This is a genomic window from Streptomyces sp. SAI-170, from assembly GCF_049739565.1.
Lineage (GTDB): Bacteria > Actinomycetota > Actinomycetes > Streptomycetales > Streptomycetaceae > Streptomyces.
Window position 1 is genome coordinate 5,039,768 of record NZ_JBMGQD010000001.1, and the last position, 26,880, is coordinate 5,066,647.

Below are 26,880 nucleotides of genomic sequence, written 5' to 3' on the forward strand. Positions count from 1 at the left end.
TCCTTTCAGGGCCGGCGTGGGCCGGCCCGCACACAAAAGAGACCTTCAGCGTCGTATGGCCGCCAAAGGTCCCCGTGGTGCTACAGGCGTTGAAAGCACCATACGGCAGGGCAGTGCCGGATATGGAAGGACTTGAGACATGGATCACAGGTGACTTCGGAACCGTGAGGCCCGATTCGAATGTGATCAGAGAGTTGGCCCCCGCAATCATAGGTTCGTACCAAGCTGCGTCCTGACCGGCTGTCCGGTATGCCGGACAAGTCGGAGGGTAAGAATCGGGGACGGCGATCTCACCTCGGGCGCGGTGGCGGGCGGACTACCATCAGGTCATGACCCGTGTACTGCTCGCCGAGGACGACGCGTCCATCTCCGAGCCCCTGGCTCGCGCCCTGCGCCGGGAGGGGTACGAGGTCGAGGTCCGTGAGGACGGCCCGACCGCGCTCGACGCCGGCATCCAGGGCGGAGTCGACCTGGTGGTCCTGGACCTGGGCCTGCCCGGCATGGACGGGCTGGAGGTCGCCCGCCGGCTGCGCGCCGAGGGTCACACCGTGCCGATCCTGATCCTGACCGCGCGCGCCGACGAGGTGGACACCGTCGTCGGCCTGGACGCGGGGGCCGACGACTACGTCACCAAGCCCTTTCGGCTCGCCGAGCTGCTCGCCCGGGTGCGGGCCCTGCTGCGGCGCGGTTCCGCCGAGCCCCAGCAGCCGCCGGCCACGCACGGAGTGCGCATCGACGTCGAGTCGCACCGGGCCTGGATGGGCGACGAGGAGCTCCAGCTCACCGCGAAGGAGTTCGACCTGCTGCGGGTGCTCGTGCGCGACGCCGGCCGGGTCGTGACGCGCGACCAGCTGATGCGCGAGGTCTGGGACACCACGTGGTGGTCCTCCACCAAGACCCTCGACATGCACATCTCCTGGCTGCGCAAGAAGCTCGGCGACGACGCGGCGAACCCGCGCTACATCGCGACCGTGCGGGGCGTGGGCTTCCGCTTCGAGAAGAGCTGACCCTTCTGCTCGTAAGGGTCGTACGGGCCTTACGGGTCGTAGGTCTCACGGGTAGTACGGGTCCCAGCACAGGCAACAGGTAAGAGGGCATGCGCCGCCGACTGATCCAGTCCACGCTCGCCGTGGTGCTCGTCGTGATCGCCGTGTTCGGTCTCTCGCTGGTGATCGTCGAGACGCGCACCATCACGGCGAGCGCGCAGGAGCGGGTGAACTCCGAGGCCGGCCGGCTGGCCGGGATCGTCGACGGCCGCATCCTGGGCCGCGAGCAGATCACCGCGGAGATACTGCGCGACCAGGTCGGCGACGAGCGCTACGCCGTCGTGCGCATCCCCGGCCGGCCGCCCATCGAGATCGGTGACAGGCCCGACGGCGACGTCATCGAGCACACCGCCCTCGGCGAGCAGCACGAGACGGTCACCGTGCAGGAGCCGCGCTCGGCCATCACCCGCGAGGTGGGCCGTACGCTGCTGATCATCGGGGCGGTGGCGCTGCTCGCGGTGATCGCCGCGGTGGCGCTCGCGCTGCGCCAGGCGAACCGTCTCGCCTCCCCGCTGACCGACCTCGCCGAGACCGCCGAACGCCTCGGCTCCGGAGACCCGCGCCCGCGCCACAAGCGGTACGGCGTCCCCGAGCTGGACCGGGTCGCCGATGTGCTGGACGCCTCCGCCGAGCGCATCGCGCGGATGCTGACGGCCGAGCGGCGGCTGGCCGCGGACGCCTCCCACCAGCTGCGCACCCCGCTCACCGCGCTGTCGATGCGGCTGGAGGAGATCACCCTCACCGACGACCCGGACACGGTGAAGGAGGAGGCGACCATCGCGCTGACGCAGGTGGAGCGCCTCACGGACGTCGTCGAACGGCTGCTGACCAACGCCCGCGACCCGCGCACCGGCTCCGCGGTCACCTTCGACCTCGACGAGGTCATCCAGCAGCAGCTCGCCGAGTGGCGGCCCGCCTACCGCAGCGCGGGCCGGGCCATCGTCAGCTCCGGCAAACGGCACCTGGAGGCGGTCGGCACACCGGGCGCGGTCGCGCAGGTGCTGGCGGCGCTGATCGAGAACTCCCTCATGCACGGCGGCGGCACCGTCGCGCTGCGCACCCGGGTCACCGGCAACCAGGCCGTCATCGAGGTCACCGACGAGGGCCCCGGCGTCCCCGCCGACCTGGGCGCCAGGATCTTCGAGCGCGCCATCAGCGGCCGCAACTCCACCGGCATCGGTCTCGCCGTCGCCCGCGACCTCGCCGAAGCCGACGGCGGACGTCTGGAGATGCTCCAGGCCCAGCCCCCGGTCTTCGGCCTGTTCCTGTCCCGCACGACCCCGTCGGGGCCGGAGGAGACACCGCCGACGGTCCGCTGAGCCTTCAGCTCAGACGCGCTGCTTGACCCGCTGCCGGGAGGCCCGGCCGTGGGAGCGCGGCAGAACGGGCCCCGCGTGGGGCCGGCCGACGGGCTGCGCGGGCGGCTGCGCCGGGGTCTCCTGCGGCAGGGCCTTGAAGACCCAGCTGCGGTAGGACCAGAAACGGAACAGGGTCGCGATGCCGATGCCGAGGAACTTGAAGACGTTGCTCTGCAGCGGGCTGTCCCAGCCGAACCCGTACGTCGCGGTGTACAGCACGCCGTTCTCGATGACCAGGCCGATCGCGCTGAACACGACGAACAGGGTCAGCTCACGGGTGCGGCCGCTCTTGTCGCGGTCACGGTAGGTGAAGTACCGGAATCCGATGTAGTTGAAGACGATCGCGGCGATCGTGGCGATCACGCTCGCTCGGACCACCTGAAGGTCGGTGACGCTGCGCACCAGGTTGAACACACCGAGGTTGACCAGCAGCCCGGCCCCGCCCACGGCGCCGAACTTGGCGGCCTCCCTCACGAGGCGTTCGACGCGCTGCCGCATCGCACTGGGGGGCGCAGCATGTAGCCCCGAGGAACCGTGTTCCATGGCGATGAAGGCCCCGTCCGTCGGAAATCGTCAACTCCGTCATGCTAACCACCCCCCTTTAGTGATCGCTTGCAGACGAGCACACAGGTCGATCACAGATGGCCGGGATGTGTGGGGACAGACGCCCGCCGCCCCGGTCCCGGGGGAGCGGAAACCGGCCATGTCCGTGTGGCCGATACCCTGGGTGCGTGACGTTCCCGGTAGTCGGCATGGTCGGCGGGGGCCAGCTCGCTCGTATGACACACGAGGCAGGCATCCCGCTCGGCATCAGGTTCAAGCTTCTCAGTGACACCCCTCAGGATTCCGCGGCGCAGGTCGTGAGCGATGTCGTCCTCGGCGACTACCGCGATCTGGACACGCTGCGCGAGTTCGCGCGGGGGTGCGATGTGATCACCTTCGATCACGAACACGTACCCACCGAGCATCTACGGGCCCTGGAGGCGGACGGCATCCCCGTGCGCCCCGGCCCCGACGCGCTGGTGCACGCCCAGGACAAGGGCGTCATGCGCGCGAAGCTCGACGCGATCGGGGTGCCCTGCCCGCGGCACCGGATCGTGTCCGACCCCGCCGACGTGGCGGCCTTCGCGGCGGAAGGGCTCCCTGAAGGGGCCGAGGGGGACGGCTTCCCGGTCGTCCTCAAGACCGTCCGCGGCGGCTACGACGGCAAGGGGGTGTGGGTCGTCGACTCGGTCGAGGAGGCGGCGGACCCGTTCCGCGCCGGCGTGCCCGTGCTCGCCGAGGAGAAGGTCGACTTCGTGCGCGAGCTCGCCGCGAACGTCGTCCGCTCCCCGCACGGCCAGGCGGTCGCCTACCCGGTGGTGGAGTCCCGCCAGGTGAACGGCGTGTGCGACACGGTCATCGCCCCCGCCCCCGACCTGGCGGAGTCCCTCGCGCTGCAGGCCGAGGAGATGGCCCTCAGGATCGCCAAGGAGCTGGACGTCGTCGGGCACCTCGCCGTCGAGCTGTTCCAGACCCGCGACGGCCGCATCCTCGTCAACGAGCTCGCGATGCGCCCGCACAACTCCGGCCACTGGACGATGGACGGCGCGATCACCAGCCAGTTCGCCAACCACGTCCGCGCCGTGCTCGACCTGCCGCTCGGCGACCCGCGCCCGCGCGCGAAGTGGACGGTCATGGCGAACGTCCTCGGCGGCGACTACCCCGACATGTACTACGCGTACCTGCACTGCATGGCCCGCGACCCCCAGCTCAAGATCCACATGTACGGCAAGGACGTGAAGCCCGGACGTAAGGTCGGTCACGTCAACACCTACGGCGACGACCTGGCCGACGTGCTGGAGCGCGCCCGCCACGCGGCCGACTACCTGAGAGGCACGATCACCGAATGAGCCCCCTTGTTGGCATCGTGATGGGTTCGGACTCCGACTGGCCGGTCATGGAGGGCGCCGCGAAGGCCCTCGACGAGTTCGAGATCGCGTACGAGGTCGATGTCGTGTCGGCGCACCGTATGGCCCGCGAGATGATCGCGTACGGCGAGCAGGCGGCCGACCGCGGCCTGAAGGTGATCATCGCCGGTGCGGGCGGCGCCGCCCATCTGCCCGGCATGCTCGCCTCCGTCACCCCGCTCCCGGTCATCGGCGTCCCCGTCCCGCTGAAGTACCTCGACGGCATGGACTCCCTGCTCTCCATCGCGCAGATGCCGGCCGGCGTGCCCGTGGCCACCATGGCCGTGGCCGGCGCCCGCAACGCCGGTCTCCTGGCCGCCCGCATCCTCGCCACGCACGACGAGGACCTCCTCGGCAAGATGCGCGACTTCCAGCAGGACCTCAACGACCAGGCCACCGAGAAGGGCAAGCGCCTGCGCGCCAAGGTCGAGGGCGCCGCGAACGGCTTCGGCTTCGGGAAGTGACGCCGATGACCTCCTCCCTGGAGGCCGCCCGGGAACTCCTCGCCGAGTTCCCGGTCGTCGACGGCCACAACGACCTGCCCTGGGCCCTGCGCGAGCAGGTCCGCTACGACCTCGCCGCGCGGGACATCGCCGTACGGCAGGACGCGCATCTGCACACCGATCTGCCGCGGCTGCGGGAGGGAGGGGTCGGGGCGCAGTACTGGTCGGTGTATGTGCGGGCGGACCTGCCGGGTCCGGTCGAGGCGACGCTGGAGCAGATCGACTGCGTACGGCAGCTGATCGAGCGTCATCCGCGGGAGCTGCGGGCCGCGTCGACGGCCGCGGATCTCGAGGCGGCGCGGGCGGAGGGCCGTATCGCGTCGCTGATGGGGGCCGAGGGCGGGCACTCCATCGCCAACTCGCTCGGCACGTTGCGCGGGTTGTACGCGCTGGACGTGCGGTACATGACGCTCACCCACAACGACAACGTCGACTGGGCGGACTCCGCGACCGACGAGCCGCGGGCGGGCGGGCTCACCGCGTTCGGCCGTGAGGTCGTACGGGAGATGAACCGCCTCGGCATGCTCGTCGACCTGTCGCATGTGGCGGCGACGACCATGCGGGACGCGCTGGACGCCTCGTCCGCGCCGGTGATCTTCTCGCACTCCTCCTCCCGGGCGGTGTGCGACCACCCGCGCAACATCCCCGACGACGTGCTGGAGCGGCTGCCCGCCAACGGCGGTATGGCCATGGTGACGTTCGTGCCGAAGTTCGTGCTCCAGGCGGCCGTCGACTGGACGGCCGCGGCCGACGACAACATGCGCGCCCACGGCTTCCACCACCTCGACACCACCGCCGAGGCGATGAAGGTGCACCGCGCCTTCGAGGAGGCCCACCCGCGTCCGGTCGCCACCGTCGCCACGGTCGCCGACCATCTCGACCACATGCGCGAGGTCGCCGGCATCGACCACCTCGGCATCGGCGGCGACTACGACGGCACCGCGTTCACCCCGGACGGCCTGGACGACGTCTCCGGCTACCCCCGGCTGATCGCCGAACTGCTGGACCGCGGCTGGTCGAGGGCCGACCTCGCCAAGCTCACCTGGCAGAACGCCGTACGGGTGCTGGGCGCGGCGGAGGACGTGGCCCGTGGGCTTCAGGCGACCCGGGCGCCGTCGAACGCGACGATCGAGTCGCTCGACGGCTGACCGACGCCGCCGAGGGCGGGGTAGTCGTTGTAACCGGCCGCCCCGCCCGTGTACATGAAGTACCGCTCCCGCACCGGGTTGAGGGGCGCGCCCCGGCGCAGCCGCTCGACCAGGTCCGGGTTGGCGAGGAACGGCCGCCCGAGCGCGACGAGGTCGGCGCCGCCGGCCAGCATCCGCTCGGAACCGGCGCGTACGGCGTCCGTGGTCAGGTCCGTCAGGACCGGGTTGCCGATCAGCGTGCCCCGCCAGTCGCGCCGCAGCCGCCGGAACACGGCGGAGTCCGGGTCGGCGTGCACCAGGTGCAGATAGGCGATCCCCTGCAGACGGGCGGCCAGCGCCGGGTACAGCTCCTCGGTCTCGTCGCCCTCGTCGATGCCGTTGACGGTGGCGCCGGGGGAGACCCGGACGCCCACCCGCTCGGCGCCGATCGCCTCGGCCACCGCCTCCGTCACCTCCACCGCGAACCGCACCCGCCGCTCGAGAGGGCCGCCGTAGCCGTCCGTACGGCGGTTGGTGCCGGCCGTGAGGAACTGGTGCAGCAGCATCCCGTTGGCCGAGTGCACCTCCACGCCCTCGAAGCCCGCGTCGACGGCCCGGCGGGCCGCGGCGGCGAAGTCGGCGATCGTGGTGCGGATGTCGCCGGCTGTCATCTCGCGCGGGACGGCGGCGGGTTGGTGGCCGCCCGGCGTGAAGATGGTCTCCGGCAGCGCGATCGCGGACGCCGAGACCGGGGTCAGTCCGGTGGTCGCCGGGTGGCTGACCCGGCCGCCGTGCTGGAGCTGGAGGAACATGTGCCCGCCGGCCGCCCGGACCGCGTCGGTGACCCGCCGCCAGCCGGCCACGTGCCGGTCGGTGTGGATGGCGGTGATGTTCGGATACGTCTGTCCGACCGGGTTCGGTGTCGAGCCCTCGGCGATGATCAGTCCGGCCGAGGCGCGCTCGGCGTAGTGGGTGACCATCAGGTCGGTCGGGGTGCCGTCGGCGGCCGCCCGGTTGCGGGTCAGCGGGGCCATCACGAGGTGGTGGGGGAGTGCGAGCCGGCCGAGCCGGGCCGGGGCCAGGAAGTCCGTTGTCTGCGTCATGACCGCACGGTAGAACCTGACACCAGTGTCAGATTCAAGCCCGGCTTCGAGGGGGCCTACCCCACGGCTTCGAGAGGGGCCCGTACCCCCGAACGCCCCGCCCACCAGGAAGCCCCGCCGTCCTCCGTGCGACGGTGACTGTACTGCCGATCACGCCGCCGATCATGACGTACGGAGCCTGCCATGGCCGACCTCCAGGACGAACTGCACACCAGCGTGGGCATCGGCGAGCTGCCCCTGCCGGAGCCGCTGCCCGCGCCCGCCCCGGACGTGGCCGGCCCCCTGGACGAGGCCCACGCCCTCCTCGCCGCCCACCCCGTCGCCGACGGCTACAGCGGGCTGCCCTGGGCCCTGCGGCATCTGCCCTGGTACGACCTCCAGCTCGGCGAGAGCGCCGTCGACACGGATGTGCCGCGGCTGCGCGAGGGCCATGTCGGCGCGCTGTTCTGGGCGCTGCACCTGCCCGAGGGGCTGGCGGCGGACCGGGCCGTGGGGGCCACGCTGGAGCAGCTGGACCTGGTGCGGTCGGTGATCGGCGCGCACCCCGAGGGGCTGCGCCTGGCCCGTACCGCCGGGCAGGTCATCGACGCCCACAACTGCGGCCGGGTGGCCGTGCTGATCGGCCCGGCCACGGCCGCCGCCCTCGACGACTCCCTCGCCATCCTGCGGGTGCTGCACTCCCTCGGCCTGCGGGTGCTCACCCTCACCGGCACCTCGTGGGCCAGCGAGGCCGGACTGACCCGGTTCGGCGAGGAGGCCGTGCGCGAGATGAACCGGCTCGGCGTCCTCGCCGATCTGTCCGGCGCCTCGCAGGCCACCGCCGCGCGCACCCTCGCGGTGTCCCGGACACCGGTGCTGTGCACCCGCTCGGCCGCCCGGGCGCTGCGCCCGCACCCGGCGAACCTGCCCGACGACCTGCTGGCCGAGCTGGGCGCGGCGGGCGGCCTGTGCATGGTGCCGCTGACGGCCGAGCAGACCGGGCCGACCGTACGGGACGTCGCCGACCACCTCGACCATGTGCGCGAGGTCGCCGGCGCCGGCTCGGTCGGCCTGTCCGGCACCTACGACTCCGGCGCAGCCCACCCCCAGGACCTGCCCGACGCCTCCGGCTACCCGCGCCTGATCGCCGAACTCCTGCGCCGCGGCTGGTCGGAGACCGACCTCGCCCTGCTCACCTGGGGCAACGTCCAACGGGTCCTGCGTACGGCCGACTTCACGGCCCGTGAGGCCCAGCAGCGCCGCGAGCCCTCCACGGCCCGTATCGCGGAACTCGACGGCTAGATCCCGCAACGGGTCGGGGCCGGTCTCCGAGAAGGAAACCGGCCCCGACCCGATGCGCCCTGCCACCGCCGTGAACCGGCTGTTCAGGAAGTGGAACCGTCCACGGCGAAGTTCTGGTTCGTCGTGTTCGTGCCTTGCGGGCTGTTGATGTTGTTGTTCACGCTGACGTTGTTGAACGCCGTCAGGATGCCGCTGATGTCGATCGGCAGGATCGACCCCCCGTCGCCGTCGCCGCCGTCACCTCCGTCGCAGGTGCCGCCGCTGACCGTCGTCGTGTCGCTCGCGGTGTCCGACTGGCTGCCGCCGCCGGAGACGGTCGCCGAGTTGGTGAAGCTGCAGGCCGCGCTCGGTGTGACGCCGACGGTGAGCGCGATCGGCGGGTAGCTCTCCCCGGCTTCCAGCTCGTCGCTGCGGGTGCAGGTGACGGTGCCCGAGGCCTGGCTGCACATCCACCCGGTGCCGGTGGCGCTGTTGTAGGTGACGCCCGTGGGCAGGGTGTCCGTCACGGTCACCGTCCCCTCGGTCGGGCCTGCGCCGGAGGCGTTGGAGACCGTGAGCGTGTAGGTGCCGGTGCCGCTCTGGGCGAAGGTGCCCGAGTGCGACTTGGTGAGGGACAGCTCGGCGGCGTCGGCCGGGGGGCCTTGCGTGACGGGGCTGCAGACGGTGTCCTCGTCGCTGGTGCCACTGCCGACGGTCCCGACGACGGCGTTGTTGCACACCTCGCTCGGGGCGTTCTCGGTCACCTCGGCGGTGACCGTGATCGGCGGGTAGTCACCCCCCGCCTCCACGGCGGGGCCCATGTAGGTGCAGTTGCTTCCCGAGCATGCCCAGTTCGTGCCCTGCAGGCTGACGATGACCAGGCCGGGGCCCTGCGGCGCGTCGCCGACGATCACCGAGCCCGAGGGGGTCGCGCCTTCGGAGTTCGACACGGCGAGGGTGTACGTGACGAACTGTCCCTGGGTGAACGGCGTCGGCGTGTCGACGGTCTTCTCGATGACCAGGGGCGGACCTTGGCGGGTCGTGGATGCGGCGTCGGCGGTCGCGGGCAGTGCGATGGCGACGCCCAGGGCCACCGCGAGGCTGCCCAGGGAACGCGCCAGTCTTCGGAGAGACATTCGATCTTCCTGTCCGGTATTGGATGAGATCAACCGAATGGCACCACAGTGATCTTGAAACGCCCGTCCGGCGGCGCAGCGGGAACGGTCGGCTTCATTCGAACCGCCTAGGTCCTTCACCTGCTCAGGGGTGCATGCGCGCACCCTTGAGGACCTTGTCGACGGCGTTGCGCGGCCCGTACACCGCGAGGCCGACCAGGTCCAGCTGATCCGCCGGCACGGCCCGCACCGCAGCGCGGTTGTCGCGGTCGTTGCCGGTGGCGAACAGGTCGGAGGTGAACACCGCCCGGGGCAGGGCGCGCGCCAGGGCGCGGCCGTGTGCCGCGGTCAGCGTCTCCTTCGTGCCCTCGAAGACCAGCACCGGCTGGCGGAACATCGGCAGATACGGGGTGCCGTCGGCGTCGGCGTACGGCTCGCCGATCACCTCGGGCAGCTCCGTGCCCAGACCGCTGACGAGGAACGCGGTCACGTTCAGCCGCTGCCAGGACTCCAGGTCCTCGCGCAGCAGCACGGCGATCTTGGTGTCGAACCGTACGGGGGTGTTCTCGGTGGTCATGCCTGTGGTCATGTCATGAGACTGCCGACCGCCCGCCCGCGCGTTCTTGTACGTTCTTTGCATGGTGGCAGCCCGCAACGAGGTCTCCGCGTGGCGCCCGCGTGTCCCGGGTGTCGTCGAGGTGTTCCACGCCCGCTTCACCGAGCACGCCTACCCGATGCACGTCCACGACGTGTGGACCCTGCTGATCGTCGACGAGGGCGCCGTCCGCTACGACCTCGACCGCCGCGAGCACGGCACCGCCCGCGACACCGTGACCCTGCTCCCGCCGCAGGTCCCGCACAACGGCTCGCCCGCCACGGCCGGCGGCTTCCGCAAACGCGTCCTCTACCTGGACCTGACCCGGCTCGACGAGACGCTGATCGGCCCGGCGGTCGACGGACCGGACCTGGTCGACCCGCTGCTGCGCCACCGGGTGGGCCGGCTGCACACGGCCCTCGCCGACCGGGGTGACGCGCTGGAGGCGGAGAGCCGCCTGGCCCTGATCGGCGAGCGGCTGCGCCACCATCTGCGCCCCCGGCTCATGACGGCGACGCCCGCGGCGGACCGGGGCGTCGCCCACCGGCTGCGCGACCTGCTGGACGCCCGGCTGCCCGACGGGGTGAGCCTGAAGGAGGCGGCACAGGCGCTGCACGCCCACCCCGCGCACCTCGTGCGGGCCTTCACCGCGGCCTTCGGCCTCGCCCCGCACCAGTACCTGATGGGCCGCCGGGTCGACCACGCCCGGCGGCTGCTGCTGGCCGGCCTGCCGCCCGCCGAGGTGGCCCCCGCGGCCGGCTTCTACGACCAGCCGCACCTGACCCGCCACTTCAAGCGCCTCACGGGCACCACCCCCGGCCGCTACTCCCGGGGCGCCTAGCCCGTCAGGAGGCGCACAGACAGAACGGGTGGCCCGCCGGGTCGGCGTACACCCGCCAGGTGCGGGAGCGGTCCTCGGTGTCCAGCGGGCGGGCGCCGAGGGCGAGGACCTCCTTCTCGGCCGCGTCCAGGTCCTCGACGGTCAGGTCGAGATGGAACTGCTGCGAGTGGTCGGGGGCGGGCCACTCGGGCGCGACGTACCCCGGCGCGGCCTGGAACGCCAGCGCCTGTCCGCCCGGCACCTTCAGGTCCACCCACTCGCCCTCGCCCTCGACGCCGCCGCCGAGGACACCGGCGTAGAACGCGGCGAGCGCGGCGGGGTCGGGGCAGTCCAGGACGACGGCACCCAGCTTGGCGACAGTCATGACTCCTCCTCGGGAACACCCGGTTACCGCAAGACGTTGGTAACCGGTAACTGTTACCCCATGCTGCCGCATAGGCAGTAACGTCGCAAGGGAAAAGCGGGGAGGTAGCGTGCCCTCATGAGCGAGAGATCACCCGCGCCCGGAGGCCTCGCCCTGATCGAGTCCCTGGTCAACACCCTGGACATCGAGTCGGGCGCCGACGCGCTCGACACCGAGGACGGCCGGGCGCGCCTCGGGCTCACCCAGGGGGAAGTGCCGGACGCCCGCGAGCTGCGCGAGTCCCTGCGCGTCGCCCTGCTCGCCCACGCCGGCCACCCGCCGCACCGCGCGGTGACCCCGCTCGGCACGCTGCTCGCCGCCGCCCCGCTGCTGGTCGCCGTCGACGACACCGACGGCTCCGCCCGCCTCGCCCCCGCCGCCGAGGGCCCGCTGCTCTCCAGGGTCGCCGCCGCCGTCGCCGAGGCGCTGGTGGCCGGCACCTGGACCCGCCTCAAGGCCTGCGAGGCCACCACCTGCCACTGGGCGTACTACGACCGCAGCCCCGCCGGACGCGGCCGCTGGTGCTCGATGCAGGTGTGCGGGGCCCGCGCGAAGATGCGCCGCTACCGGGCGAAGTAGCGACCTCGCCCTGCCGGTGGCCGTCCGTGCGGCAGAATGCGAAAAGACGCCGTTTCGGCCGACTGAGCCTCGGCCGAAACGGCGTCACCCGTTCCTTGGGTCCCGTACGGCGATCAGGCCGCGGGACGCCCCATCGCCCGGTACGTCCACCCGGCCCGCCGCCACACCTCCGGGTCCAGGGCGTTGCGCCCGTCGAGGATCACCCGGGCCTTGACGGCCTCACCGAGCGCCTCGGGGTCCAGCTCGCGGAACTCCCGCCACTCCGTCAGATGCAGCACGACGTCCGCGCCCCGCACGGCCTCCAGGGCCGAGTCGGCGTACCCGAGGGTCGGGAACAGCCGCCTTGCGTTGGCCATGCCCTTCGGGTCGTACACGGTGACCTGGCCGCCCTGGAGGTGGATCTGCCCGGCCACGTTCAGCGCGGGCGAGTCCCGTACGTCGTCGGAGTCCGGCTTGAAGCTCGCGCCCAGCACCGCGACCCGCCGGCCGAGGAACGACCCGCCGCCGAGCGCCTCGCGGGCCATCTCCACCATCTGGCCGCGCCGCCGCATGTTGATCGAGTCGATCTCCCGCAGGAACGTCAGCGCCTGGTCCGCGCCCAGCTCACCGGCGCGCGCCATGAACGCCCGGATGTCCTTGGGCAGACAGCCGCCGCCGAAGCCGATCCCGGCGCGCAGGAACTTCGCTCCGATCCGGTCGTCGTACCCGATGGCCTCCGCCAGCTCGACCACATCGCCGCCGGCGGCCTCGCACACCTCGGCCATGGCGTTGATGAAGGAGATCTTGGTGGCGAGGAAGGAGTTCGCGGCGGTCTTCACCAGCTCGGCCGTCGGGAAGTCGGTGACCACGAACGGCGTGCCCTCGCCGACCGGCGTCGCGTACACCTCGCGCAGCAGCTTCTCGGCGCGCTCGCTGCGCACCCCGACCACGATCCGGTCCGGGTGCAGCGTGTCCTGCACCGCGAAGCCCTCCCGCAGGAACTCCGGGTTCCAGGCCACCTCGGCGTCCGCCCCCGCGGGCGCGTGCTCGGCGAGGTAGGCGGCCAGCCGCTCCGCGGAGCCCACGGGCACGGTCGACTTGCCGACGACGAGCGCGGGGCCCTTCAGGTGCGGGGCGAGCGCGGCGAAGGCGGAGTCGACGTACGACATGTCGCAGGCGTACTCGCCGTGCCGCTGCGGGGTGTTCACACAGACGAAGTGGACGTCACCGAAGGCGGCCGCCTCGGCGTAGTCGGTGGTGAAGCGCAGCCGTCCGCTCGACCCCTCGATGCCCGCCACGTGCCGGCGCAGCAGCTCCTCGAGCCCCGGCTCGTACATCGGCACCCGGCCCTGCCGCAGCAGGTCGATCTTCTCCTCGACGACATCGAGCCCGAGCACCTCGAAGCCCAGCTCCGCCATCGCGGCGGCGTGGGTGGCACCGAGATAACCGGTGCCGATCACGGTGATCTTCAGGGCCATGGACGCTCCAGGGAGACCGATAGGGGTGTACCGACGGGGGTCGGTGCCCGAGCATAGCCGGGGCAGGTGGAACCCAGGTGGGCCCCATAGGGCGGGCACTTTCCCGCTGTCGCCTAGCTCACGTATCACTGAAGTGAGCGGGGGCACTAAAATTTGGGTTACTTAACGGTAATTAGCGCCAGCATCACAGCGTCTTTGGAGCGTGAGAGACCTTGGCCGGATCGGCTGACTTCGACCTGTACCGCCCGTCCGAGGAGCACGACATGCTCCGCGACGCCGTCCGCTCCCTGGCCGAGGCGAAGATCGCGCCGTACGCCGCCGCGGTGGACGAGGAGGCGCGCTTCCCGCAGGAGGCGCACGACGCGCTGGTCGCCAACGACCTGCACGCGGTGCACGTACCCGAGTCCTACGGCGGCGCGGGCGCGGACGCCCTCGCCACCGTGATCGTCATCGAGGAGGTGGCCCGCGTCTGCGCGTCCTCCTCCCTGATCCCGGCGGTGAACAAGCTGGGCTCGCTGCCGGTGATCATCTCCGGCTCCGAGGACCTGAAGAAGAAGTACATGACCCCGCTCGCCAAGGGCGACGGCATGTTCTCCTACTGCCTCTCCGAGCCGGACGCCGGCTCCGACGCGGCCGGCATGAAGACCAAGGCGGTCCGCGACGGCGACCACTACGTCCTCAACGGCGTGAAGCGCTGGATCACCAACGCGGGCGTCTCCGAGTACTACACGGTGATGGCGGTCACCGACCCGACCAAGCGCTCCAAGGGCATCTCGGCGTTCGTCGTCGAGAAGGGCGACGAGGGCGTCTCCTTCGGCGCGCCGGAGAAGAAGCTCGGCATCAAGGGCTCCCCGACCCGCGAGGTCTACTTCGACAACGTCCGCATCCCCGCCGACCGCATGATCGGCGAGGAGGGCACCGGCTTCGCCACCGCGATGAAGACCCTCGACCACACCCGCATCACCATCGCCGCCCAAGCCCTCGGCATCGCCCAGGGGGCCCTCGACTACGCCAAGGGCTACGTCCAGGAGCGCAAGCAGTTCGGCAAGCCCATCGCCGACTTCCAGGGCATCCAGTTCATGCTCGCCGACATGGCCATGAAGATCTCGGCCGCCCGCGCCCTGACCTACCAGGCCGCCGCCGCCTCCGAGCGCGGCGACGCCGACCTGACCTACCTCGGCGCGGCGGCCAAGTGCTTCGCCTCCGACGTGGCGATGGAGGTCACCACCGACGCGGTCCAGCTCCTCGGCGGCTACGGCTACACCCGTGACTACCCGGTCGAGCGCATGATGCGCGACGCCAAGATCACCCAGATCTACGAGGGCACGAACCAGGTCCAGCGCATCGTGATGGCGCGCAACCTGCCGTAAGGCGCCCCGACTCGATGACAGCCCCTGCCCGGACATCCGGTCGGGGGCTGTCGGTGTCTTCGGTCAAGTGGCCGACAACAGCGGTCGATTGTGTCTAGGTTGAGGGCGCAACCGATCATTCCTGCCCGAAGGAGACCAGGCGCCATGTCCGACCCCGTCCTGCCGCACGACGAAGGCGTCGCCCGGGTCAACCGGCTGCGGACCGATGTGTCGCACTCGGCGCGCATCTGGAACTACTGGCTGGGCGGCAAGGACAACTACCCGGTGGACCAGGAGGTCGGCGACCAGATCCTCTCCTTCGTGCCGGCGCTGCCCCGCTCGGCCGTCGCGGACCGGGCGTTCCTCGCGCGGGCGGTGCGCCATCTCGCCGGGGAGGCGGGGGTGCGGCAGTTCCTGGACATCGGGACCGGGCTGCCGACCGCCGAGAACACGCACGAGGTCGCCCAGCGCGTCGACCCCACCTGCCGGATCGTCTACGTCGACAACGACCCGCTCGTGCTCACCCACGCCCACGCGCTGCTCACCAGCACCCGCGAGGGCGCGACCGACTACATCGAGGCGGACGTCCACGACCCCGAGGCGATCCTGCGCGGGGCCGCCGAGACGCTGGACCTGGACAGCCCGGTGGCCGTCACGATGCTGGGCATCCTCAACTTCGTCATGGACACCGACGAGGCCGTCTCCATCGTCCGCCGCCTCCTCGACGCCCTGCCCTCCGGCAGCCACCTCGTCCTGTCGCACCCCACCACCGAGGTCGACGGCGAGGCCATGACCCAGGCCGTCGAGTACTGGAACAGCCAGGGCTCGGCCCCCATGACCCTGCGCACCCGCGCCGACCTCACCCGTTTCTTCGACGGCGTCGACCTGCTGGAGCCCGGCATCGTCACCTGCTCCCGCTGGCGTCCCGACCAGGCGGGCGAGCCCGTGGACGTCACCCACTTCGCGGGCGTGGGGCGCAAGGCATGATGACGGCCATGACCTCCTTCGACGCCTCCGAACGGCGCATGTGGGCCGGACGCGCCGACGCCTACGACGCCACCTTCGCCCGGCTCTGCGCCCACCCCGTACCGGCCCTGCTGGACGCCGCCGCCGTCACCACCGGCACGTACGTCCTCGACGTCGGCACCGGCACGGGTACGGCGGCCCTCGCCGCCCAGGCCCGGGGCGCGAAGGTGCGCGCGGTGGACGCCGACGCCGGGATGGCCCGGCTGGCGCGCACCCGGGGCATCGACGCCCAGGAAGCCGCCCTCCCCGAACTCCCCTTCTCCGACGGCGAGTTCGACGCCGTCGTCGCCAACTTCGTGCTCAACCACGTCGGCCGCCCCCGCACCGCTCTCACCGAGCTGCGCCGCGTCCTGAAGCCCGGCGGCCGTCTCGCCCTCACCCTGTGGAGCCCCGGCCGCCAGGCGGGCATGGAGCTGTTCGGCCGAGCCCTGCAGGCCGCGGGTGTCACACCCCCGCCGGACCTGCCCCGGCTGGACCCCGCCGAGGACTTCCCCCGCACCCCCGAGGGGGTCACAGGGCTGCTGACCGAGGCCGGCTTCACCGGCGCCGCCTGCGCCGAGACCCGCTTCACGCACCGCGCCGGCGTCGAGGAGTGGTGGAGCGCCGCCGCCGCGGGCCTCGCGACGATCGGCCTGATCGTCACGGCGCAGGACGCCGACACCGTCGTACGCATCCGCAGTGCGTACGACGTACTCGCCGCCGCCGAGTACGCCGGCGACGGCGAGCTGGTGCTGGAGCACGGGGCGCTGCTGGCCTCCGCGCACGCGTAGGCCGGGGTCAGTCGCCCGAGACCGTGACCGTCTCGTCGTTGTTGAGCTGGTTCACCAGCGTCTTGACCTTGTCCTTGTCCCACAGCAGGTTGCTGCCGGTGGTGCCCGCGAGGGGCATGTTCATGGACTTGCCGTCGCCGCCGCTGACGCCCTTCATCCCCCAGAACATGTCGGCCAGGTCGAACAGGCCCATGTCCTTGTCGACGATCAGGGAGTCCAGGCCCGCGCCCATGGTCGGGTAGAGCCTGAACGGGTTGAGGATCGTGCTCGGGGTCGCGACCTGGCTCGCCAGCGCGGCGAGGAACTTCTGCTGGTTCTTGGTGCGGTCCAGGTCGGAACGGGCGAAGGCGTAACGGGTACGGACGAAGGCGAGGGCCTCCTGGCCGTCGAGGGTCTGCTTGCCCGCCTCGAAGTCGGCGCCGGAGTTCTTGTCCTTGAATGCCTTCGGGATGTCGATCTCGACGCCGCCGACCGCGTCCACGATGTTCGCGAAGCCGGCGAAGCCGATCTCGACGTAGTGGTCGATGTGCAGGCCGGTGTTGTACTCGACGGTACGGACCAGCAGCTCGGGCCCGTCCTCGGCGTACGCGGCGTTCAGCTTCACATGCCGGCCGGTCGCGGGGTACGTCTTGCCGGACTCGGAGCCCACGAAGCTGGGGACCTCCACGTCCGAGTCACGCGGCAGGGAGACCAGCGTCGGGGCGCCGTCGCCGGTGTGCAGGATCATCATCGAGTCCGTGCGCTTGCCCTCGGCGGACCCGGTGTGCAGCTTCTTCTTCTGCTCGGAGGTCATGCCGGCGCGGCTGTCGGAGCCGACGATCAGGTAGTTCGTGCCCTCGCCCGCCTCGGGCCGCTCGATGACCTTGGACAGGTCGACCTCGCGGTTGAGCTTGGAGTCGGCCCAGAAGTAGGTGCCGACCGCCGTGACGAACAGCACGGTCGTGACGGTGATCGCGGTCCACTTGATCCGGCGCCGCCAGTTCGGCCGGGGCCGGGGCCCGCCGGGGTGACCAGGCTCACGCGGTCCGCCGCCACCGGGGCTGCCGTAGACCTGGCCGGTGTTGTAGCCGCTGTCGTAGCCGCCGAAGTCGTCACCGCCGCCGTCGACGTACGACGGCTGCTGCGGGACTCCGCCGTGCTGGGGCGGCGCCTGCCGGCCGCCCGCGGACGGGCCACGCCTGACCTGCCGCATCACGCGCGCGCCCTCGGGCTGCGCACCGGTGCTGCCGCCGCCGTAGCGGGGGCCGCGGCTGCCGCGGTTCTCGTCGGACCATCCCTCGGGCCAATCGTTCATGCCGAACAGTGTGCCGGGCCCGACCGTGTGCTCCACAAGAGACCGAGGAAAACGGGGGCAGTGCTGTTGCCAAGCTGACACAAAGTTCCCACCTGCCGGTTCGGCATAAGGTGGACGCCATGACAGACCAGGCCAGTACCGCCGACATGGAGAACGCGGACATCCCGGGCAAGCCCACCGCGGCGTCCCGGACCACGCTCAGCCACATCATGACCCACAGCGACACCAACCTGCTGGGCACGGTGCACGGCGGCGTGATCATGAAGCTGGTCGACGACGCGGCCGGAGCCGTGGCGGGCCGGCACAGCGGCGGGCCCGCCGTGACCGCGTCCATGGACGAGATGGCCTTCCTGGAGCCGGTCCGGGTCGGCGACCTGGTGCATGTGAAGGCCCAGGTCAACTGGACCGGCCGCACCTCGATGGAGGTCGGCGTCCGCGTCCTGGCCGAGCGCTGGAACGAGTCCGCCCCCGCCACCCAGGTCGGCTCGGCCTACCTGGTCTTCGCCGCGGTCGACGCCGACGGCAAGCCCCGCCGTGTGCCCCCGGTCGTCCCGGAGACGGACCGCGACCGCCGCCGCTACCAGGAGGCCCAGATCCGCCGCACCCACCGCCTCGCCCGCCGCCGCGCGATCATGGAGCTCCGCGAGAAGCGGGCGGCGGAGGGCTACGAGGACTGAGTGCCGCCGGGGCTTCGCCCCGCGCAGGGAGGGCCGGTCCGCGCGGACCGGCCCCCCTTCTGGTTCAGCCGCGGTTCGCCATCAGGTCGTTCGCCTTGGCGATGGCCGACTTCCAGGTGTCACGGTCCGCGGTGAGGGCCGTGATGTTCTGCTCGATGAGCTTGTTCTGGTACTCCGCCTCGACACCCACGCGGGTGCGGACGTAGTCCACGCGCTGCTTGCAGCGGACGTCGGTGGAGGCGACGGTGATCTCCCGGGCCTCGGGAGCGCCGACGGAGTCGCTGTCCGTGCTGCCGTCGCCGCCCTCGCCCGCCGTCCACGCCGGATCGCCGGCGGCGGCCAGCGGGTCCGTGTAGTGGTAGCCGGCCTCCTTCATGCAGGCGGCCCAGCGCTTGTTCAGGGCGCCGACCCGTGGGTCGTTCCCCGCCTGCTCGGACGCCTGGAGGTTGACCTTGTTGAAGGTGAGGTCGAGGCGGTTGGCGTCCTCCAGGCCGACCTTGCGGCGGGTCTCGCCGAGGCAGCCGCCCTTGGGGACGTCCTTGCCGTTGACCGACGTGGGCCCCTCGCCGTTGTAGAGCGTGACCGCGGCCGGAGAGACGTTCGCGTAGTGCGCACGGGACCGCGCGCTCGTCTGCTCGGCCTGCTGGGCGGTCATGCCCTTGGGCAGCGGCGGGTGGTAGCCGTAGGCGGCCACCGACTCCAGGTCGTTCACCCCGTAGAGGCGGGCGTTGGAGTTCAGGTTCCGCGGCGTCGGCGGCAGGGGGGCCGGCCAGTCGACGCCGTAGCGCTTCATGCAGTCGCCCGCCAGTGTGGCGACGGCCTGGCCGAGCGCCTCCCGCTCCTCCGAGGTGACGGTGTACGAGTCGATCGGCAGGCTGATGGCGACGCCGCCCCAGGTCTTCGACGCCTGCACCTTGTACGGCTGTTCGGCGGGGTTGTCCTGGGCCTGCTCGTCGGACGAGCACGCGGTGCCCGTCCAGGCGAGCGCGGCGACGAGCAGCAGCCCGCCGATCCTGTTGCGTGTGTTCATCATCCGGGGCAGTAGGCGTTGTTCTCGAAGCAGTGCGAGGAGATCGCGTTGTCGTCACTGAAGACGGCCATGTCCCACAGGTCCAGGCCGGGGTCGGCGTGGGTGCGCGAGCCGGTGTAGTTCTCGCCCGTGTAGACGTCGATGGCGTTGACGTAGTCACGGTTCTTGACCGACGAGATGGTGTTGTCGATCAGCACCGAGGTGCCGTAGTACGTGGAGCCGGGGTAGCTGGTCTTGCTGTACAGGGTGTCGTACAGGCCGCCGCCGAAGTCGGCATAGCGGTAGAGGCAGATCTCGCCGCCGTTGCTGCTCTCGCAGGAGCCGTTGTAGCTGCCCGCGCTGGCCGTCGCGGTACCGCCCGCGATCAGGGCGCCGGCGGCGACCAGGACGGCCGCGGCCTTCTTGAAGTTCCTCATGGTGTGGCATCCCCTCGGATCGGTGCGCGTCAGGACGGGCAGTAGGCGTTGCTGCTGAAGCAGTGCGACGACATGGCGTTGTCGGTCTGGCCGTCCCAGAAGACGGCCATGTCCCACAGGTCCAGGCCCGGGTCGGCGTGCACGCGCAGGCCCGTGTAGTTCTCGCCCGTGAAGGTCTCGATGGAGTTCACGTAGTCACGGTTCTTGACCGAGGAGACCGTGTTGTTGAGCAGCACGGAGGTCCCGTAGTAGGTCGAGCCGTCGTAGTTGGTCTTGCTGTAGATCGTGTCGTACAGGGCGCCGCCGTAGTTCGCGTAGCGGTAGAGGCAGATCTCGCCGCCGTTGCTGGTCTCGCAGGAGCCGTTGTAGCTACCCGCGCTGGCCGTCGCGGTACCGCCCGCGATCAGGGCGCCGGCGGCGACCAGGACGGCCGCGGCCTTCTTGAGCCTCGTCATCGTGACTTCCTTGTCGTGAACTTGATCAGATAGGAGCCGCCTGAGTAGATCAGTCGACAATCGGACACCTCAAGAGTGATTTCAAGTCAGATTGGCTGAAAATAAAGGGAGTTGACGATCTTTCTGGCCGGTGGTCCACTGACCGGTGCTCATGCCGCCTGACCGGTGGTTCATCCATGCGCGACAGCGGGGAGAGGGTGTGTCGGACGAAGGCCGGCGAGGCGGTGTCGCACGTCGGCGCAGAGCGGTGTCGCTGCCGGTGTCGTCACCGACACCGTGGTCACCCGCGGCACCGTCTCCGCGGCGCGGACCGTCGACATCGCCCCCGCGGCCGAGGGCGGCAAGCCCGTCGTGCACGACCGCGAGGCGCAGGCGGTCGCCGTGATCGCTTCGGGCATGGCGGCACAGCTCGGCATCACGACCCTGGAGACGTCCCCCGCGATCTTCATCGGCAAGGACGCGTTCACCGTGATCGGCATCGTCGACGAGGCCGACCGCAAGCCGGACGTGCCGCTGTCGGTGGTGGTGCCGCGCACGACCGCCGAGCGGGTCTGGGGCGAGCCGCAGCCGCGCCAAGATGCTGATCTCCACGCAGCTCGGCGCCGCCCAGCAGGTCGCCGGTGAAGCGGCCCTCGCCCTCGGTCCGGCGCATCCCGACTACTTCGAGGCCGTGGCGCCGCCCGACCCCCGTTCGCTCAGGACGGCGGTCACCTCCGACCTCGACCAGCTGTTCCTGCTGCTCGCGGCCATCTGGCTCTCGGCGGGCCGGTCGGCACGAGCCTCGGCACCTTCGCGGTCATCGGTACCGCGATGGTCCGCGAGTGGACGCCGGTCATCCATCCCACGACCGTGGCCGCGGCTCCCGCCATCGGTCTGCTCACCGGGGTCCTCGCCGGGCTCTGCCCGGCCTGGCGGGCCGGCCGTATCCAGCCGGTGGAGGCCCTGCGGCGCGGGACTCAGGGACAGCTCACCTCGTCGCCTCGCACCACCCCGAACTCGCCCTGCCGGGCATCCTCAGCCCGGACCTTGCGGACCTTCGCGAAGTCCGGGCCGACGATCACCTTCAGGATGCCGCCCTGGCCCTTGACCGGTCGCAGTTCGCTGCCCGGCAGGGCCGCGGCGAGGGATCGCGCGGAGCGGTCCCAGCGGGGGTCGTAGGCGACGGTCGTACGCCGGACCGGGGCGGCGTTCGCCGGCCGGCGGGTGGTGTCGAAGCCGGTCGCGGCGAGCGCGGCGTCGACGCGGCGGCCGAGGCCCGCGGTGGAGGTGCCGTTCTCGACCTGGACGCGGATCTGCTGGGGAGCCACGGGGACGCGTACGGCTCTGCTGCGCGGCCGGTGCGCGGCCAGCGGCTTGTCCTCGCGCAGGGACTTGAAGAGACGGGCCGACTTCACCGGGTCCCACTTCAGGGTCGAGCCGATGCCCTTCACGGCGTAGCCCATCTGCCCGATGGGGACGGTGACGAACTCCGAGGAGGACGGCGAGAAGGTGCGCATCGCCCGGCCCAGGTCGAGGAGCTCGCCGGTGCCGAAGCCCTTGTCCGCGCGGACCGAGCCGAGCACGGCCCGGGTGACGTCCCGGAACTTCAGCGGGTTCAGCAGCACTCCCGAGGAGGTCGCCCGCTCCACCAGCGCGGCGAGGAAGCGCTGCTGGCGCTGCATGCGGCCCAGGTCGGAGGCGCCGTCGACATGCCGGGAGCGCACGTACTGCAGGGCCTCGCCGCCGCGCAGGTCGTGCGGGCCGGGGGCGAGGTCCAGGCCGGTGTAGGGGTCGTCGAGGCGCTCGGCGGTGCAGACGCGGACGCCGCCGAGGACGTCGACGGTCCGCATGAAGCTGGTGAAGTCGACCTCCAGGTAGTGGTCGATCTTCACCCGGGTCATCTTCTCGACCGTCCGCACGGTCAGCTGCGGCCCGCCCTCCGCGTAGGCGGCGTTCAGTTTGATGGGGTGGGCCTTGTGGTGTTCGCCGGTGGTCGCGTCGGTGTGCGCGGGCAGCTCGGCGTAGGAGTCGCGGGGGAGGCTGACGATGCTGGCCCGCTCCCGGTCCTCGGAGATGTGCACGATCATGATCGTGTCGGTGCAGTGGCAGGGGGCGCCGCCCAGCCGGTACTTCTGCCGCTCTTCCTCGCTGATCCGGTCGCGGCCGTCGGTGCCGACGAGCAGCAGGTTCATGCCGTGCCCGGCGCGCGGCCGGTTCTTCATGTCCTTGAACGGGTCGACGCGTGCGATGTCCGCGTCGAGGCTGGTGACGACGGCGTGCCCGATGCCGGCCGCGGCGAGCACGACGACCGAGAGTGCCGTGGCCGCCCGCAGGGCCCAGCGCGGCCGCTTCGGCCGTGGGGCGGGCCGGGGCGCGCGGCGGGACGGCCGTGGGCGGGGCTGCGGGTGGGACTGCGGCCGGCCGGGGGACCTGGGCGGCGTGGGCAAGGGACACCTCCGGGCGAGGCCGTACGCGGGATCCGTGAGCACCGTAGGCCCATACGATCTCCGGTCCGGGGCACCGCCACGGCCGGGGCGCATGGGTGTCCCCCGTTCGCGGTAACGTGAGCCCCCTATGAACGCGAAGTCCGACGTGCAGCTCCCCGCCGTTTCTGTGATCATGCCCGTCCTCAACGAGGAGCGGCATCTGCGTCACGCCGTCCAGGCGATCCTCGCGCAGGAGTACGCCGGTGAGATGGAGGTCGTGATCGCCCTCGGTCCGTCCACGGACCGTACGGACGAGATCGCGGCCGAGCTGGTGGCCGAGGACCCGCGGGTGCACACGGTCCCCAATCCGACCGGCCGTACGCCCGCCGCCCTCAACGCCGCGATCAAGGCCTCCCGGCATCCGGTCGTCGTCCGGGTCGACGGGCACGGCATGCTGTCGCCGAACTACATCGCGACCGCCGTACGGCTTCTGGAGGAGACCGGCGCGCAGAACGTCGGCGGGATCATGCACGCCGAGGGCGAGAACGCCTGGGAGGCCGCGGTCGCGGCCGCGATGACCTCGAAGGTCGGCGTCGGCAACGCGGCCTTCCACACGGGCGGTCAGGCCGGTCCCGCCGAGACCGTCTACCTCGGTGTCTTCCGGCGCGAGGCGCTGGAGCAGCAGGGCGGTTACAACGAGGAGTTCATCCGCGCCCAGGACTGGGAGCTGAACTTCCGGATCAGGGAGGCCGGGGGTCTCATCTGGTTCTCGCCCGAGCTGAAGGTCTCCTACCGGCCGCGGCCGAGCGTGAAGGCGCTGGCCAAGCAGTACAAGGACTACGGGCGGTGGCGGCACGTGGTCGCCCGGTACCACTCCGGGTCGATCAACCTGCGCTATCTCGCCCCGCCGGTGGCGGTGTGCGCGATCGCGGCCGGGATCGTGGTGGGTGCCCTGGTCACGCCGTGGGGCCTGGTCGTCCCCGGCGGTTATCTCGCGGCGATCGTCGCGGGCTCGCTCCCGGCGGGCAAGGGCATGTCGCCGAAGGCCCGGCTGCAGATCCCCGTCGCGCTGGCCACCATGCACATGTCCTGGGGCTGGGGCTTCCTGACCAGCCCGAAGTCGCTGGCCAGGAAGGTGATCGCGAGCCGGCGCCCGGCGGTGCGGGCGGACGCCGGCTCACACTGACCTCTGGTCAGCAGCCGGGGCCGCTGCAGCCGCCCGAGTAGTACTTCTTGCTGGAGGCGTTGTTGTTCTTCAGCCAGAGCGGCAGGTTGACGCGCTTGGTGCCCAGCGTCTTGAACGAGTCGCCGCCGTAGCCGGAGTTGAACCAGGTCTCACAGGTGAACAGCGGGCCCATGTTGCAGAACAGCGAGGCCGCGTTGTTGCCGACGACCTGGCCCTGGCCGTTGCCGGACGAGATGAAGTAGTCGTCGTGGTGGGTCCACTGGTCGCCCTCGTAGTCGATCATCGACCCCGAGGTGTTGGAGTTGAAGTAGTAGCAGGCTTCCTGGATCTCGCAGGTGCCGTCGGCGGCCTGCGCGGTGCTCGAGTAGGCGAGCACGGAGGTCAGTGCCGCGGCACCGGCCGTGGCCAGCGTGGCCCAGCGGTTCATGTGGGTTCCCCTCGGTTTCGGCAGGCCGTCGTGCACGGCCGGCCTGTGGCTCGGTGCCAGGTCAGTTCTTGTCGGCACCGACGATTTCGTCGGCCCGGGCGATGAGCCGGGCCGCTTCCCCCCGCGCCTTCGCCAGCTGCGGGCCGCGGGACTCGATGAGAGTGCGCTGGAGCGAGGCCTCGGTGTTCCGCCAGGCGGCGACGAGCCCGGTCCGCTGCTTGCAGGCGATGTCGGCCGTGGCCACCGCGCGTTCGTACGGCGTCACCTTCTCGCCCAGCACCTTGCGGTCGGCGAGCGGGTCCAGCGGGGTGCGGAAGTGGTGTCCTGACTCGGCCATGCAGCCGGACCAGGCCGCGAACGCCTTCGTCACCAGCGGCTCGCGCAGCGACTGCTGGAAGGACTCCCGCTTGTACCACTGCGGGAGGTCCACGGCATCCATGTCGATGCCCTTCTCCAGCTCCAGGTGCGCGCGGCCGGCGCAGCCGTCGTCGAACTGCCCGTCGGTGCCGGTGGGCTTGCCCGTGCCCATCAGCGCGCGCTGGTAGCGCTTGGACTGCGGCGCCGGTGTCACCTGCCGGCTCGGCGTGCCGTCCAGGTGGTAGCCGTACTTCTCGGCGGTCTCCGGCACGGTGATGCCGTAGCGGCGCTCGTGCCCGGTGCCGGTGGCCGAGGTGGCGACGCCCTCGGGCGCCTCCTCGTCGTAGCGCAGGCCCTGCTCGCGCATACAGCGGTCGGTGAGCTCCGCGAGGGCCCGCGAGACGGTGGAGTAGTCCTCGTCGGAGACCTGGTACGGGTCGAGCGGCAGGGTGATGCGCGGTGCGGGGGCCGCGGCCGCCGGGGTCCCGGGCGCGGCGGGACCGTCGGTGCGGTGGGCGCTGTCGGCGCTGTCGGTGCCGGACGAGCAGGCCGTCAGCAGCACGGCGAGCAGCACGACGGGGGCCGTGCGCCTCACGGCGTGGCCCCGGCGCGGGCGGCGGTCCGGAGGATGGCCTCCTTGCGCTGCTTGAGCGTGTCGAGCTGCTGCTGGTTCTGCTCGACGGCGCGTTCCTGGTAGGCGACCTCGACCGCGTACCAGACACCGATGACGTTGTGCCGCTGCTTGCAGGCGACGTCCGCCTCGGCGACCTGGATCTCGCGCCGGGAGGCCGTGGCCGTGTTCTTGAAGGCCGGGTCCTCCACCGCGTCCATCGGGCCCTTGTAGGAGTAGCCCTTGTCCTTCATGCAGGCGGACCAGGCGGAGAACGCCTTCTTCACCCGGGGGTCCTTCTGCGACTCCTGGTAGGTGAAGATCGCCAGCTGGTCGGCGAACTCCTCCTCGTCCGGGCGTACTTCGGGTCCGTCGGCGGCCAGGTCGCGCAGGGCCTTGGCCCAACAGCCGCCCTTGGGCACCGTCTTGCCGTCGGCGGTCCGGTTCGCGCCCTGTCCGTCCTGGGGGCCGAACAGCACGAGGGACTCCGCGGAGGAGTAGTTCTCCTCGGGCGGCTTGGGGCCGCGGTCCGCCGGGTCGATGCGGTAGCCGAAGCGCGATGCCGTGTCGGGGTCGCTGATGCCGTAGCGGCGGGAGTCCCGCAGCGCCTTGTCGCCCTGGTAGGCGGGGCGGGGCGCCAGGTCGAAGCCGTAGCCGCGCATGCACTGCGCGGCCAGCAGGTCCTCGCCCTGGCGGCGGGTGCGCTCCTCGGAGTCGGTCCAGGCGTACGCCTCCAGCGGCAGCTCCAGGGCGGTGGAGGCGCGCAGGGTGGGCGTGGCCGTGACCGGCGGAGGTGTCTTGAAATCGACCGGCGGGGCGTCCCCGGACCGGGACCGGTCGGTCCCGGAGTCCGAGGAGGAGCAGCCGCTCAACACGAGAGCGGCGCAGCCCAGCGCCAGGCCGAGCCTGGTGGTGCGCAAGGTGTACCGGCCGGCCTAGTAGGGCTCGTAGCTGGAGGCGTTGTTGTTCTGCAGCCAGCCCGGCGTGTCACGGCGCACACCGTCGCAGGTGTGGTTGTGCCGCTGGCCCGTGAAGTTGGAGTTGAAGAAGATCGCGTAGTTGTACCGGGTGCCCCAGCACTTCGCGGACGAGGCGTTGTTGCCCACGACCTGGCCCTGACCGGGACCGGAGGCCAGGAAGCGGTCGTCGTGGTGCGTGGGCTCCTCGTCGTAGTAGTCCATCATGGACGACGAGGAGTAGCCGGCGGAGTGGTAGTACATGCACAGCTCCTGCGCCACGCAGTAGCCGTCCTTGTAGTTGTCGAACTCGTAGGCGCCGGCGGGCGTGGTCGTGACCGCCACGGCGCCCGCGGCGAGCGCGAGACCGGCGAGCTTTGCACCGATACGCATGATTGTTCCCCCTGTTTTTCGGTCATGGCTGGGACTGCGAGCCGTCGAGGATCCTGACACGGGCCGCTGTCTGTGAGGCAAGTGTGAGCTGCCTGAACGGCCAGAAGTGATCTTGATGGCCGAAAGCTGACGCCCAGTAAACCACAGGCCATGACCAGTACTTGACGGTGCGTCGGAACCCACTTGACAGGCT

General features: G+C 71.2%; 28 protein-coding genes and 1 pseudogene. 14 read left to right on the forward strand and 15 right to left on the reverse strand.

Features of this window, described 5'->3' with window-relative positions; genetic code table 11:
* Positions 1 to 329: 329 nt before the first annotated feature.
* Positions 330 to 1,007, forward strand: a complete 678-nt coding sequence (locus tag RKD23_RS22565) for a response regulator transcription factor (protein WP_043501447.1) — start codon at positions 330 to 332, stop codon at positions 1,005 to 1,007.
* An 89-nt stretch (positions 1,008 to 1,096) separates the two neighbouring features.
* On the forward strand, positions 1,097 to 2,365 hold the full coding sequence (locus RKD23_RS22570) for an ATP-binding protein (protein ID WP_424855309.1): 1,269 nt from the start codon (positions 1,097 to 1,099) through the stop codon (positions 2,363 to 2,365).
* A 9-nt stretch (positions 2,366 to 2,374) separates the two neighbouring features.
* Here RKD23_RS22570 and RKD23_RS22575 read toward each other — a convergent pair whose 3' ends face one another.
* Positions 2,375 to 2,947 carry a GtrA family protein gene (locus RKD23_RS22575; protein ID WP_424855310.1) on the reverse strand — a complete coding sequence of 191 codons (573 nt, stop codon included), beginning with the start codon at positions 2,945 to 2,947 and terminating at the stop codon, positions 2,375 to 2,377.
* A 188-nt stretch (positions 2,948 to 3,135) separates the two neighbouring features.
* Here RKD23_RS22575 and RKD23_RS22580 point away from each other — a divergent pair, with 188 nt between their 5' ends.
* Genes RKD23_RS22580 through RKD23_RS22590 form a run of 3 tightly spaced genes read left to right on the forward strand, consistent with a single transcriptional unit; the run spans position 3,136 to position 6,004 of the window.
* On the forward strand, positions 3,136 to 4,296 hold the full coding sequence (locus RKD23_RS22580) for a 5-(carboxyamino)imidazole ribonucleotide synthase (protein ID WP_424855311.1): 1,161 nt from the start codon (positions 3,136 to 3,138) through the stop codon (positions 4,294 to 4,296).
* Entirely contained in the window at positions 4,293 to 4,817 is a 525-nt protein-coding gene (gene purE / locus RKD23_RS22585) for a 5-(carboxyamino)imidazole ribonucleotide mutase (protein WP_404042106.1), read from the forward strand. Before RKD23_RS22580 ends, purE begins: the two co-directional genes overlap by 4 nt.
* Positions 4,818 to 4,822: 5 nt before the next feature.
* Complete coding sequence (locus RKD23_RS22590; protein WP_424855312.1) at positions 4,823 to 6,004, forward strand: dipeptidase; 1,182 nt, start codon at positions 4,823 to 4,825, stop codon at positions 6,002 to 6,004.
* Here RKD23_RS22590 and RKD23_RS22595 read toward each other — a convergent pair.
* Positions 5,953 to 7,086 (reverse strand): alkene reductase, encoded by a 1,134-nt coding sequence (locus RKD23_RS22595; protein WP_424855313.1) that lies wholly within the window; start codon positions 7,084 to 7,086, stop codon positions 5,953 to 5,955. The genes RKD23_RS22590 and RKD23_RS22595 overlap by 52 nt on opposite strands.
* Positions 7,087 to 7,269: 183 nt before the next feature.
* Between RKD23_RS22595 and RKD23_RS22600 the strand changes: the two genes are divergently transcribed.
* Entirely contained in the window at positions 7,270 to 8,367 is a 1,098-nt protein-coding gene (locus tag RKD23_RS22600; protein ID WP_424855314.1) for a dipeptidase, read from the forward strand.
* 83 nt (positions 8,368 to 8,450) lie between these two features.
* Here the strand turns inward: RKD23_RS22600 and RKD23_RS22605 are convergent, their stop codons facing one another.
* Both RKD23_RS22605 and RKD23_RS22610 read right to left on the reverse strand, forming a co-directional pair.
* Entirely contained in the window at positions 8,451 to 9,482 is a 1,032-nt protein-coding gene (locus RKD23_RS22605; RefSeq protein ID WP_424855315.1) for a hypothetical protein, read from the reverse strand.
* 124 nt (positions 9,483 to 9,606) lie between these two features.
* Complete coding sequence (locus tag RKD23_RS22610) at positions 9,607 to 10,050, reverse strand: DUF2000 family protein (protein WP_424855316.1); 444 nt, start codon at positions 10,048 to 10,050, stop codon at positions 9,607 to 9,609.
* A gap of 49 nt (positions 10,051 to 10,099) precedes the next feature.
* On the opposite strand from RKD23_RS22610, the gene RKD23_RS22615 reads away from it, so the two are divergent.
* Positions 10,100 to 10,897, forward strand: coding sequence for an AraC family transcriptional regulator (locus RKD23_RS22615; protein ID WP_424855317.1), 798 nt, complete (start codon positions 10,100 to 10,102; stop codon positions 10,895 to 10,897).
* A gap of 4 nt (positions 10,898 to 10,901) precedes the next feature.
* On the opposite strand, the gene RKD23_RS22620 is transcribed toward RKD23_RS22615, so the two are convergent.
* The gene (locus tag RKD23_RS22620; RefSeq protein ID WP_424855318.1) at positions 10,902 to 11,261 is read right to left on the reverse strand and encodes a VOC family protein; all 360 of its coding nucleotides are present in this window, start codon (positions 11,259 to 11,261) and stop codon (positions 10,902 to 10,904) included.
* Between the two features lie 117 nt (positions 11,262 to 11,378).
* On the opposite strand from RKD23_RS22620, the gene RKD23_RS22625 reads away from it, so the two are divergent.
* Complete coding sequence (locus tag RKD23_RS22625) at positions 11,379 to 11,879, forward strand: CGNR zinc finger domain-containing protein (protein WP_424855319.1); 501 nt, start codon at positions 11,379 to 11,381, stop codon at positions 11,877 to 11,879.
* Positions 11,880 to 11,992: 113 nt separating this feature from the next.
* Here the strand turns inward: RKD23_RS22625 and RKD23_RS22630 are convergent, their stop codons facing one another.
* Complete coding sequence (locus tag RKD23_RS22630; RefSeq protein ID WP_424855320.1) at positions 11,993 to 13,336, reverse strand: UDP-glucose dehydrogenase family protein; 1,344 nt, start codon at positions 13,334 to 13,336, stop codon at positions 11,993 to 11,995.
* 212 nt (positions 13,337 to 13,548) lie between these two features.
* On the opposite strand from RKD23_RS22630, the gene RKD23_RS22635 reads away from it, so the two are divergent.
* The 3 genes from RKD23_RS22635 (at position 13,549) to RKD23_RS22645 (ending at position 16,481) form a co-directional block, all read left to right on the forward strand.
* Positions 13,549 to 14,706, forward strand: a complete 1,158-nt coding sequence (locus RKD23_RS22635; protein WP_424855321.1) for an acyl-CoA dehydrogenase — start codon at positions 13,549 to 13,551, stop codon at positions 14,704 to 14,706.
* A 144-nt stretch (positions 14,707 to 14,850) separates the two neighbouring features.
* The gene (locus tag RKD23_RS22640) at positions 14,851 to 15,672 is read left to right on the forward strand and encodes an SAM-dependent methyltransferase (RefSeq protein ID WP_424855322.1); all 822 of its coding nucleotides are present in this window, start codon (positions 14,851 to 14,853) and stop codon (positions 15,670 to 15,672) included.
* Between the two features lie 8 nt (positions 15,673 to 15,680).
* Complete coding sequence (locus RKD23_RS22645) at positions 15,681 to 16,481, forward strand: class I SAM-dependent methyltransferase (protein WP_424855323.1); 801 nt, start codon at positions 15,681 to 15,683, stop codon at positions 16,479 to 16,481.
* 7 nt (positions 16,482 to 16,488) lie between these two features.
* Here RKD23_RS22645 and RKD23_RS22650 read toward each other — a convergent pair whose 3' ends face one another.
* Positions 16,489 to 17,775, reverse strand: a complete 1,287-nt coding sequence (locus RKD23_RS22650) for an LCP family protein (protein ID WP_424855324.1) — start codon at positions 17,773 to 17,775, stop codon at positions 16,489 to 16,491.
* A gap of 119 nt (positions 17,776 to 17,894) precedes the next feature.
* Here RKD23_RS22650 and RKD23_RS22655 point away from each other — a divergent pair, with 119 nt between their 5' ends.
* Positions 17,895 to 18,452 (forward strand): acyl-CoA thioesterase, encoded by a 558-nt coding sequence (locus RKD23_RS22655; RefSeq protein ID WP_424855325.1) that lies wholly within the window; start codon positions 17,895 to 17,897, stop codon positions 18,450 to 18,452.
* 64 nt (positions 18,453 to 18,516) lie between these two features.
* On the opposite strand, the gene RKD23_RS22660 is transcribed toward RKD23_RS22655, so the two are convergent.
* From RKD23_RS22660 to RKD23_RS22670, 3 genes are read right to left on the reverse strand one after another with little or no spacing between them, the layout of a single operon-like run.
* Complete coding sequence (locus RKD23_RS22660) at positions 18,517 to 19,485, reverse strand: hypothetical protein (RefSeq protein ID WP_424855326.1); 969 nt, start codon at positions 19,483 to 19,485, stop codon at positions 18,517 to 18,519.
* Positions 19,482 to 19,898, reverse strand: a complete 417-nt coding sequence (locus RKD23_RS22665; protein WP_424855327.1) for a peptidase inhibitor family I36 protein — start codon at positions 19,896 to 19,898, stop codon at positions 19,482 to 19,484. Before RKD23_RS22665 ends, RKD23_RS22660 begins: the two co-directional genes overlap by 4 nt.
* A gap of 29 nt (positions 19,899 to 19,927) precedes the next feature.
* Complete coding sequence (locus RKD23_RS22670) at positions 19,928 to 20,353, reverse strand: hypothetical protein (protein WP_424855328.1); 426 nt, start codon at positions 20,351 to 20,353, stop codon at positions 19,928 to 19,930.
* A gap of 354 nt (positions 20,354 to 20,707) precedes the next feature.
* On the opposite strand from RKD23_RS22670, the pseudogene RKD23_RS22675 reads away from it, so the two are divergent.
* Positions 20,708 to 21,304, forward strand: a pseudogene (locus RKD23_RS22675) (ABC transporter permease); the annotation flags it as partial.
* 5 nt (positions 21,305 to 21,309) lie between these two features.
* On the opposite strand, the gene RKD23_RS22680 reads toward RKD23_RS22675, so the two are convergent.
* Positions 21,310 to 22,779, reverse strand: coding sequence for an LCP family protein (locus tag RKD23_RS22680; protein ID WP_424855329.1), 1,470 nt, complete (start codon positions 22,777 to 22,779; stop codon positions 21,310 to 21,312).
* Between the two features lie 127 nt (positions 22,780 to 22,906).
* Here RKD23_RS22680 and RKD23_RS22685 point away from each other — a divergent pair, with 127 nt between their 5' ends.
* Positions 22,907 to 23,944, forward strand: a complete 1,038-nt coding sequence (locus RKD23_RS22685; protein ID WP_424855330.1) for a glycosyltransferase family 2 protein — start codon at positions 22,907 to 22,909, stop codon at positions 23,942 to 23,944.
* A 7-nt stretch (positions 23,945 to 23,951) separates the two neighbouring features.
* Here RKD23_RS22685 and RKD23_RS22690 read toward each other — a convergent pair whose 3' ends face one another.
* The 4 genes from RKD23_RS22690 to RKD23_RS22705 form a co-directional block, all read right to left on the reverse strand.
* Entirely contained in the window at positions 23,952 to 24,371 is a 420-nt protein-coding gene (locus tag RKD23_RS22690; RefSeq protein WP_424855331.1) for a hypothetical protein, read from the reverse strand.
* 61 nt (positions 24,372 to 24,432) lie between these two features.
* Complete coding sequence (locus RKD23_RS22695) at positions 24,433 to 25,323, reverse strand: hypothetical protein (RefSeq protein ID WP_424855332.1); 891 nt, start codon at positions 25,321 to 25,323, stop codon at positions 24,433 to 24,435.
* On the reverse strand, positions 25,320 to 26,258 hold the full coding sequence (locus RKD23_RS22700; protein ID WP_424855333.1) for a hypothetical protein: 939 nt from the start codon (positions 26,256 to 26,258) through the stop codon (positions 25,320 to 25,322). Before RKD23_RS22700 ends, RKD23_RS22695 begins: the two co-directional genes overlap by 4 nt.
* Positions 26,259 to 26,273: 15 nt before the next feature.
* Positions 26,274 to 26,687, reverse strand: a complete 414-nt coding sequence (locus tag RKD23_RS22705) for a hypothetical protein (RefSeq protein WP_424855334.1) — start codon at positions 26,685 to 26,687, stop codon at positions 26,274 to 26,276.
* Positions 26,688 to 26,880: the final 193 nt, after the last annotated feature.

Coding starts and splice junctions, on each gene's coding strand:
- RKD23_RS22565 (WP_043501447.1), top strand. CDS start 330: ATGACCCGTGTACTGCTCGCCGAGGACGACGCGTCCATCTCCGAGCCC.
- RKD23_RS22570 (WP_424855309.1), top strand. CDS start 1,097: ATGCGCCGCCGACTGATCCAGTCCACGCTCGCCGTGGTGCTCGTCGTG.
- RKD23_RS22575 (WP_424855310.1), bottom strand. CDS start 2,947: ATGGAACACGGTTCCTCGGGGCTACATGCTGCGCCCCCCAGTGCGATG.
- purE (WP_404042106.1), top strand. CDS start 4,293: ATGAGCCCCCTTGTTGGCATCGTGATGGGTTCGGACTCCGACTGGCCG.
- RKD23_RS22590 (WP_424855312.1), top strand. CDS start 4,823: ATGACCTCCTCCCTGGAGGCCGCCCGGGAACTCCTCGCCGAGTTCCCG.
- RKD23_RS22595 (WP_424855313.1), bottom strand. CDS start 7,086: ATGACGCAGACAACGGACTTCCTGGCCCCGGCCCGGCTCGGCCGGCTC.
- RKD23_RS22600 (WP_424855314.1), top strand. CDS start 7,270: ATGGCCGACCTCCAGGACGAACTGCACACCAGCGTGGGCATCGGCGAG.
- RKD23_RS22605 (WP_424855315.1), bottom strand. CDS start 9,482: ATGTCTCTCCGAAGACTGGCGCGTTCCCTGGGCAGCCTCGCGGTGGCC.
- RKD23_RS22610 (WP_424855316.1), bottom strand. CDS start 10,050: ATGACCACAGGCATGACCACCGAGAACACCCCCGTACGGTTCGACACC.
- RKD23_RS22615 (WP_424855317.1), top strand. CDS start 10,100: ATGGTGGCAGCCCGCAACGAGGTCTCCGCGTGGCGCCCGCGTGTCCCG.
- RKD23_RS22620 (WP_424855318.1), bottom strand. CDS start 11,261: ATGACTGTCGCCAAGCTGGGTGCCGTCGTCCTGGACTGCCCCGACCCC.
- RKD23_RS22625 (WP_424855319.1), top strand. CDS start 11,379: ATGAGCGAGAGATCACCCGCGCCCGGAGGCCTCGCCCTGATCGAGTCC.
- RKD23_RS22630 (WP_424855320.1), bottom strand. CDS start 13,336: ATGGCCCTGAAGATCACCGTGATCGGCACCGGTTATCTCGGTGCCACC.
- RKD23_RS22640 (WP_424855322.1), top strand. CDS start 14,851: ATGTCCGACCCCGTCCTGCCGCACGACGAAGGCGTCGCCCGGGTCAAC.
- RKD23_RS22645 (WP_424855323.1), top strand. CDS start 15,681: ATGACCTCCTTCGACGCCTCCGAACGGCGCATGTGGGCCGGACGCGCC.
- RKD23_RS22650 (WP_424855324.1), bottom strand. CDS start 17,775: ATGAACGATTGGCCCGAGGGATGGTCCGACGAGAACCGCGGCAGCCGC.
- RKD23_RS22655 (WP_424855325.1), top strand. CDS start 17,895: ATGACAGACCAGGCCAGTACCGCCGACATGGAGAACGCGGACATCCCG.
- RKD23_RS22660 (WP_424855326.1), bottom strand. CDS start 19,485: ATGATGAACACACGCAACAGGATCGGCGGGCTGCTGCTCGTCGCCGCG.
- RKD23_RS22665 (WP_424855327.1), bottom strand. CDS start 19,898: ATGAGGAACTTCAAGAAGGCCGCGGCCGTCCTGGTCGCCGCCGGCGCC.
- RKD23_RS22670 (WP_424855328.1), bottom strand. CDS start 20,353: ATGACGAGGCTCAAGAAGGCCGCGGCCGTCCTGGTCGCCGCCGGCGCC.
- RKD23_RS22685 (WP_424855330.1), top strand. CDS start 22,907: ATGAACGCGAAGTCCGACGTGCAGCTCCCCGCCGTTTCTGTGATCATG.
- RKD23_RS22690 (WP_424855331.1), bottom strand. CDS start 24,371: ATGAACCGCTGGGCCACGCTGGCCACGGCCGGTGCCGCGGCACTGACC.
- RKD23_RS22705 (WP_424855334.1), bottom strand. CDS start 26,687: ATGCGTATCGGTGCAAAGCTCGCCGGTCTCGCGCTCGCCGCGGGCGCC.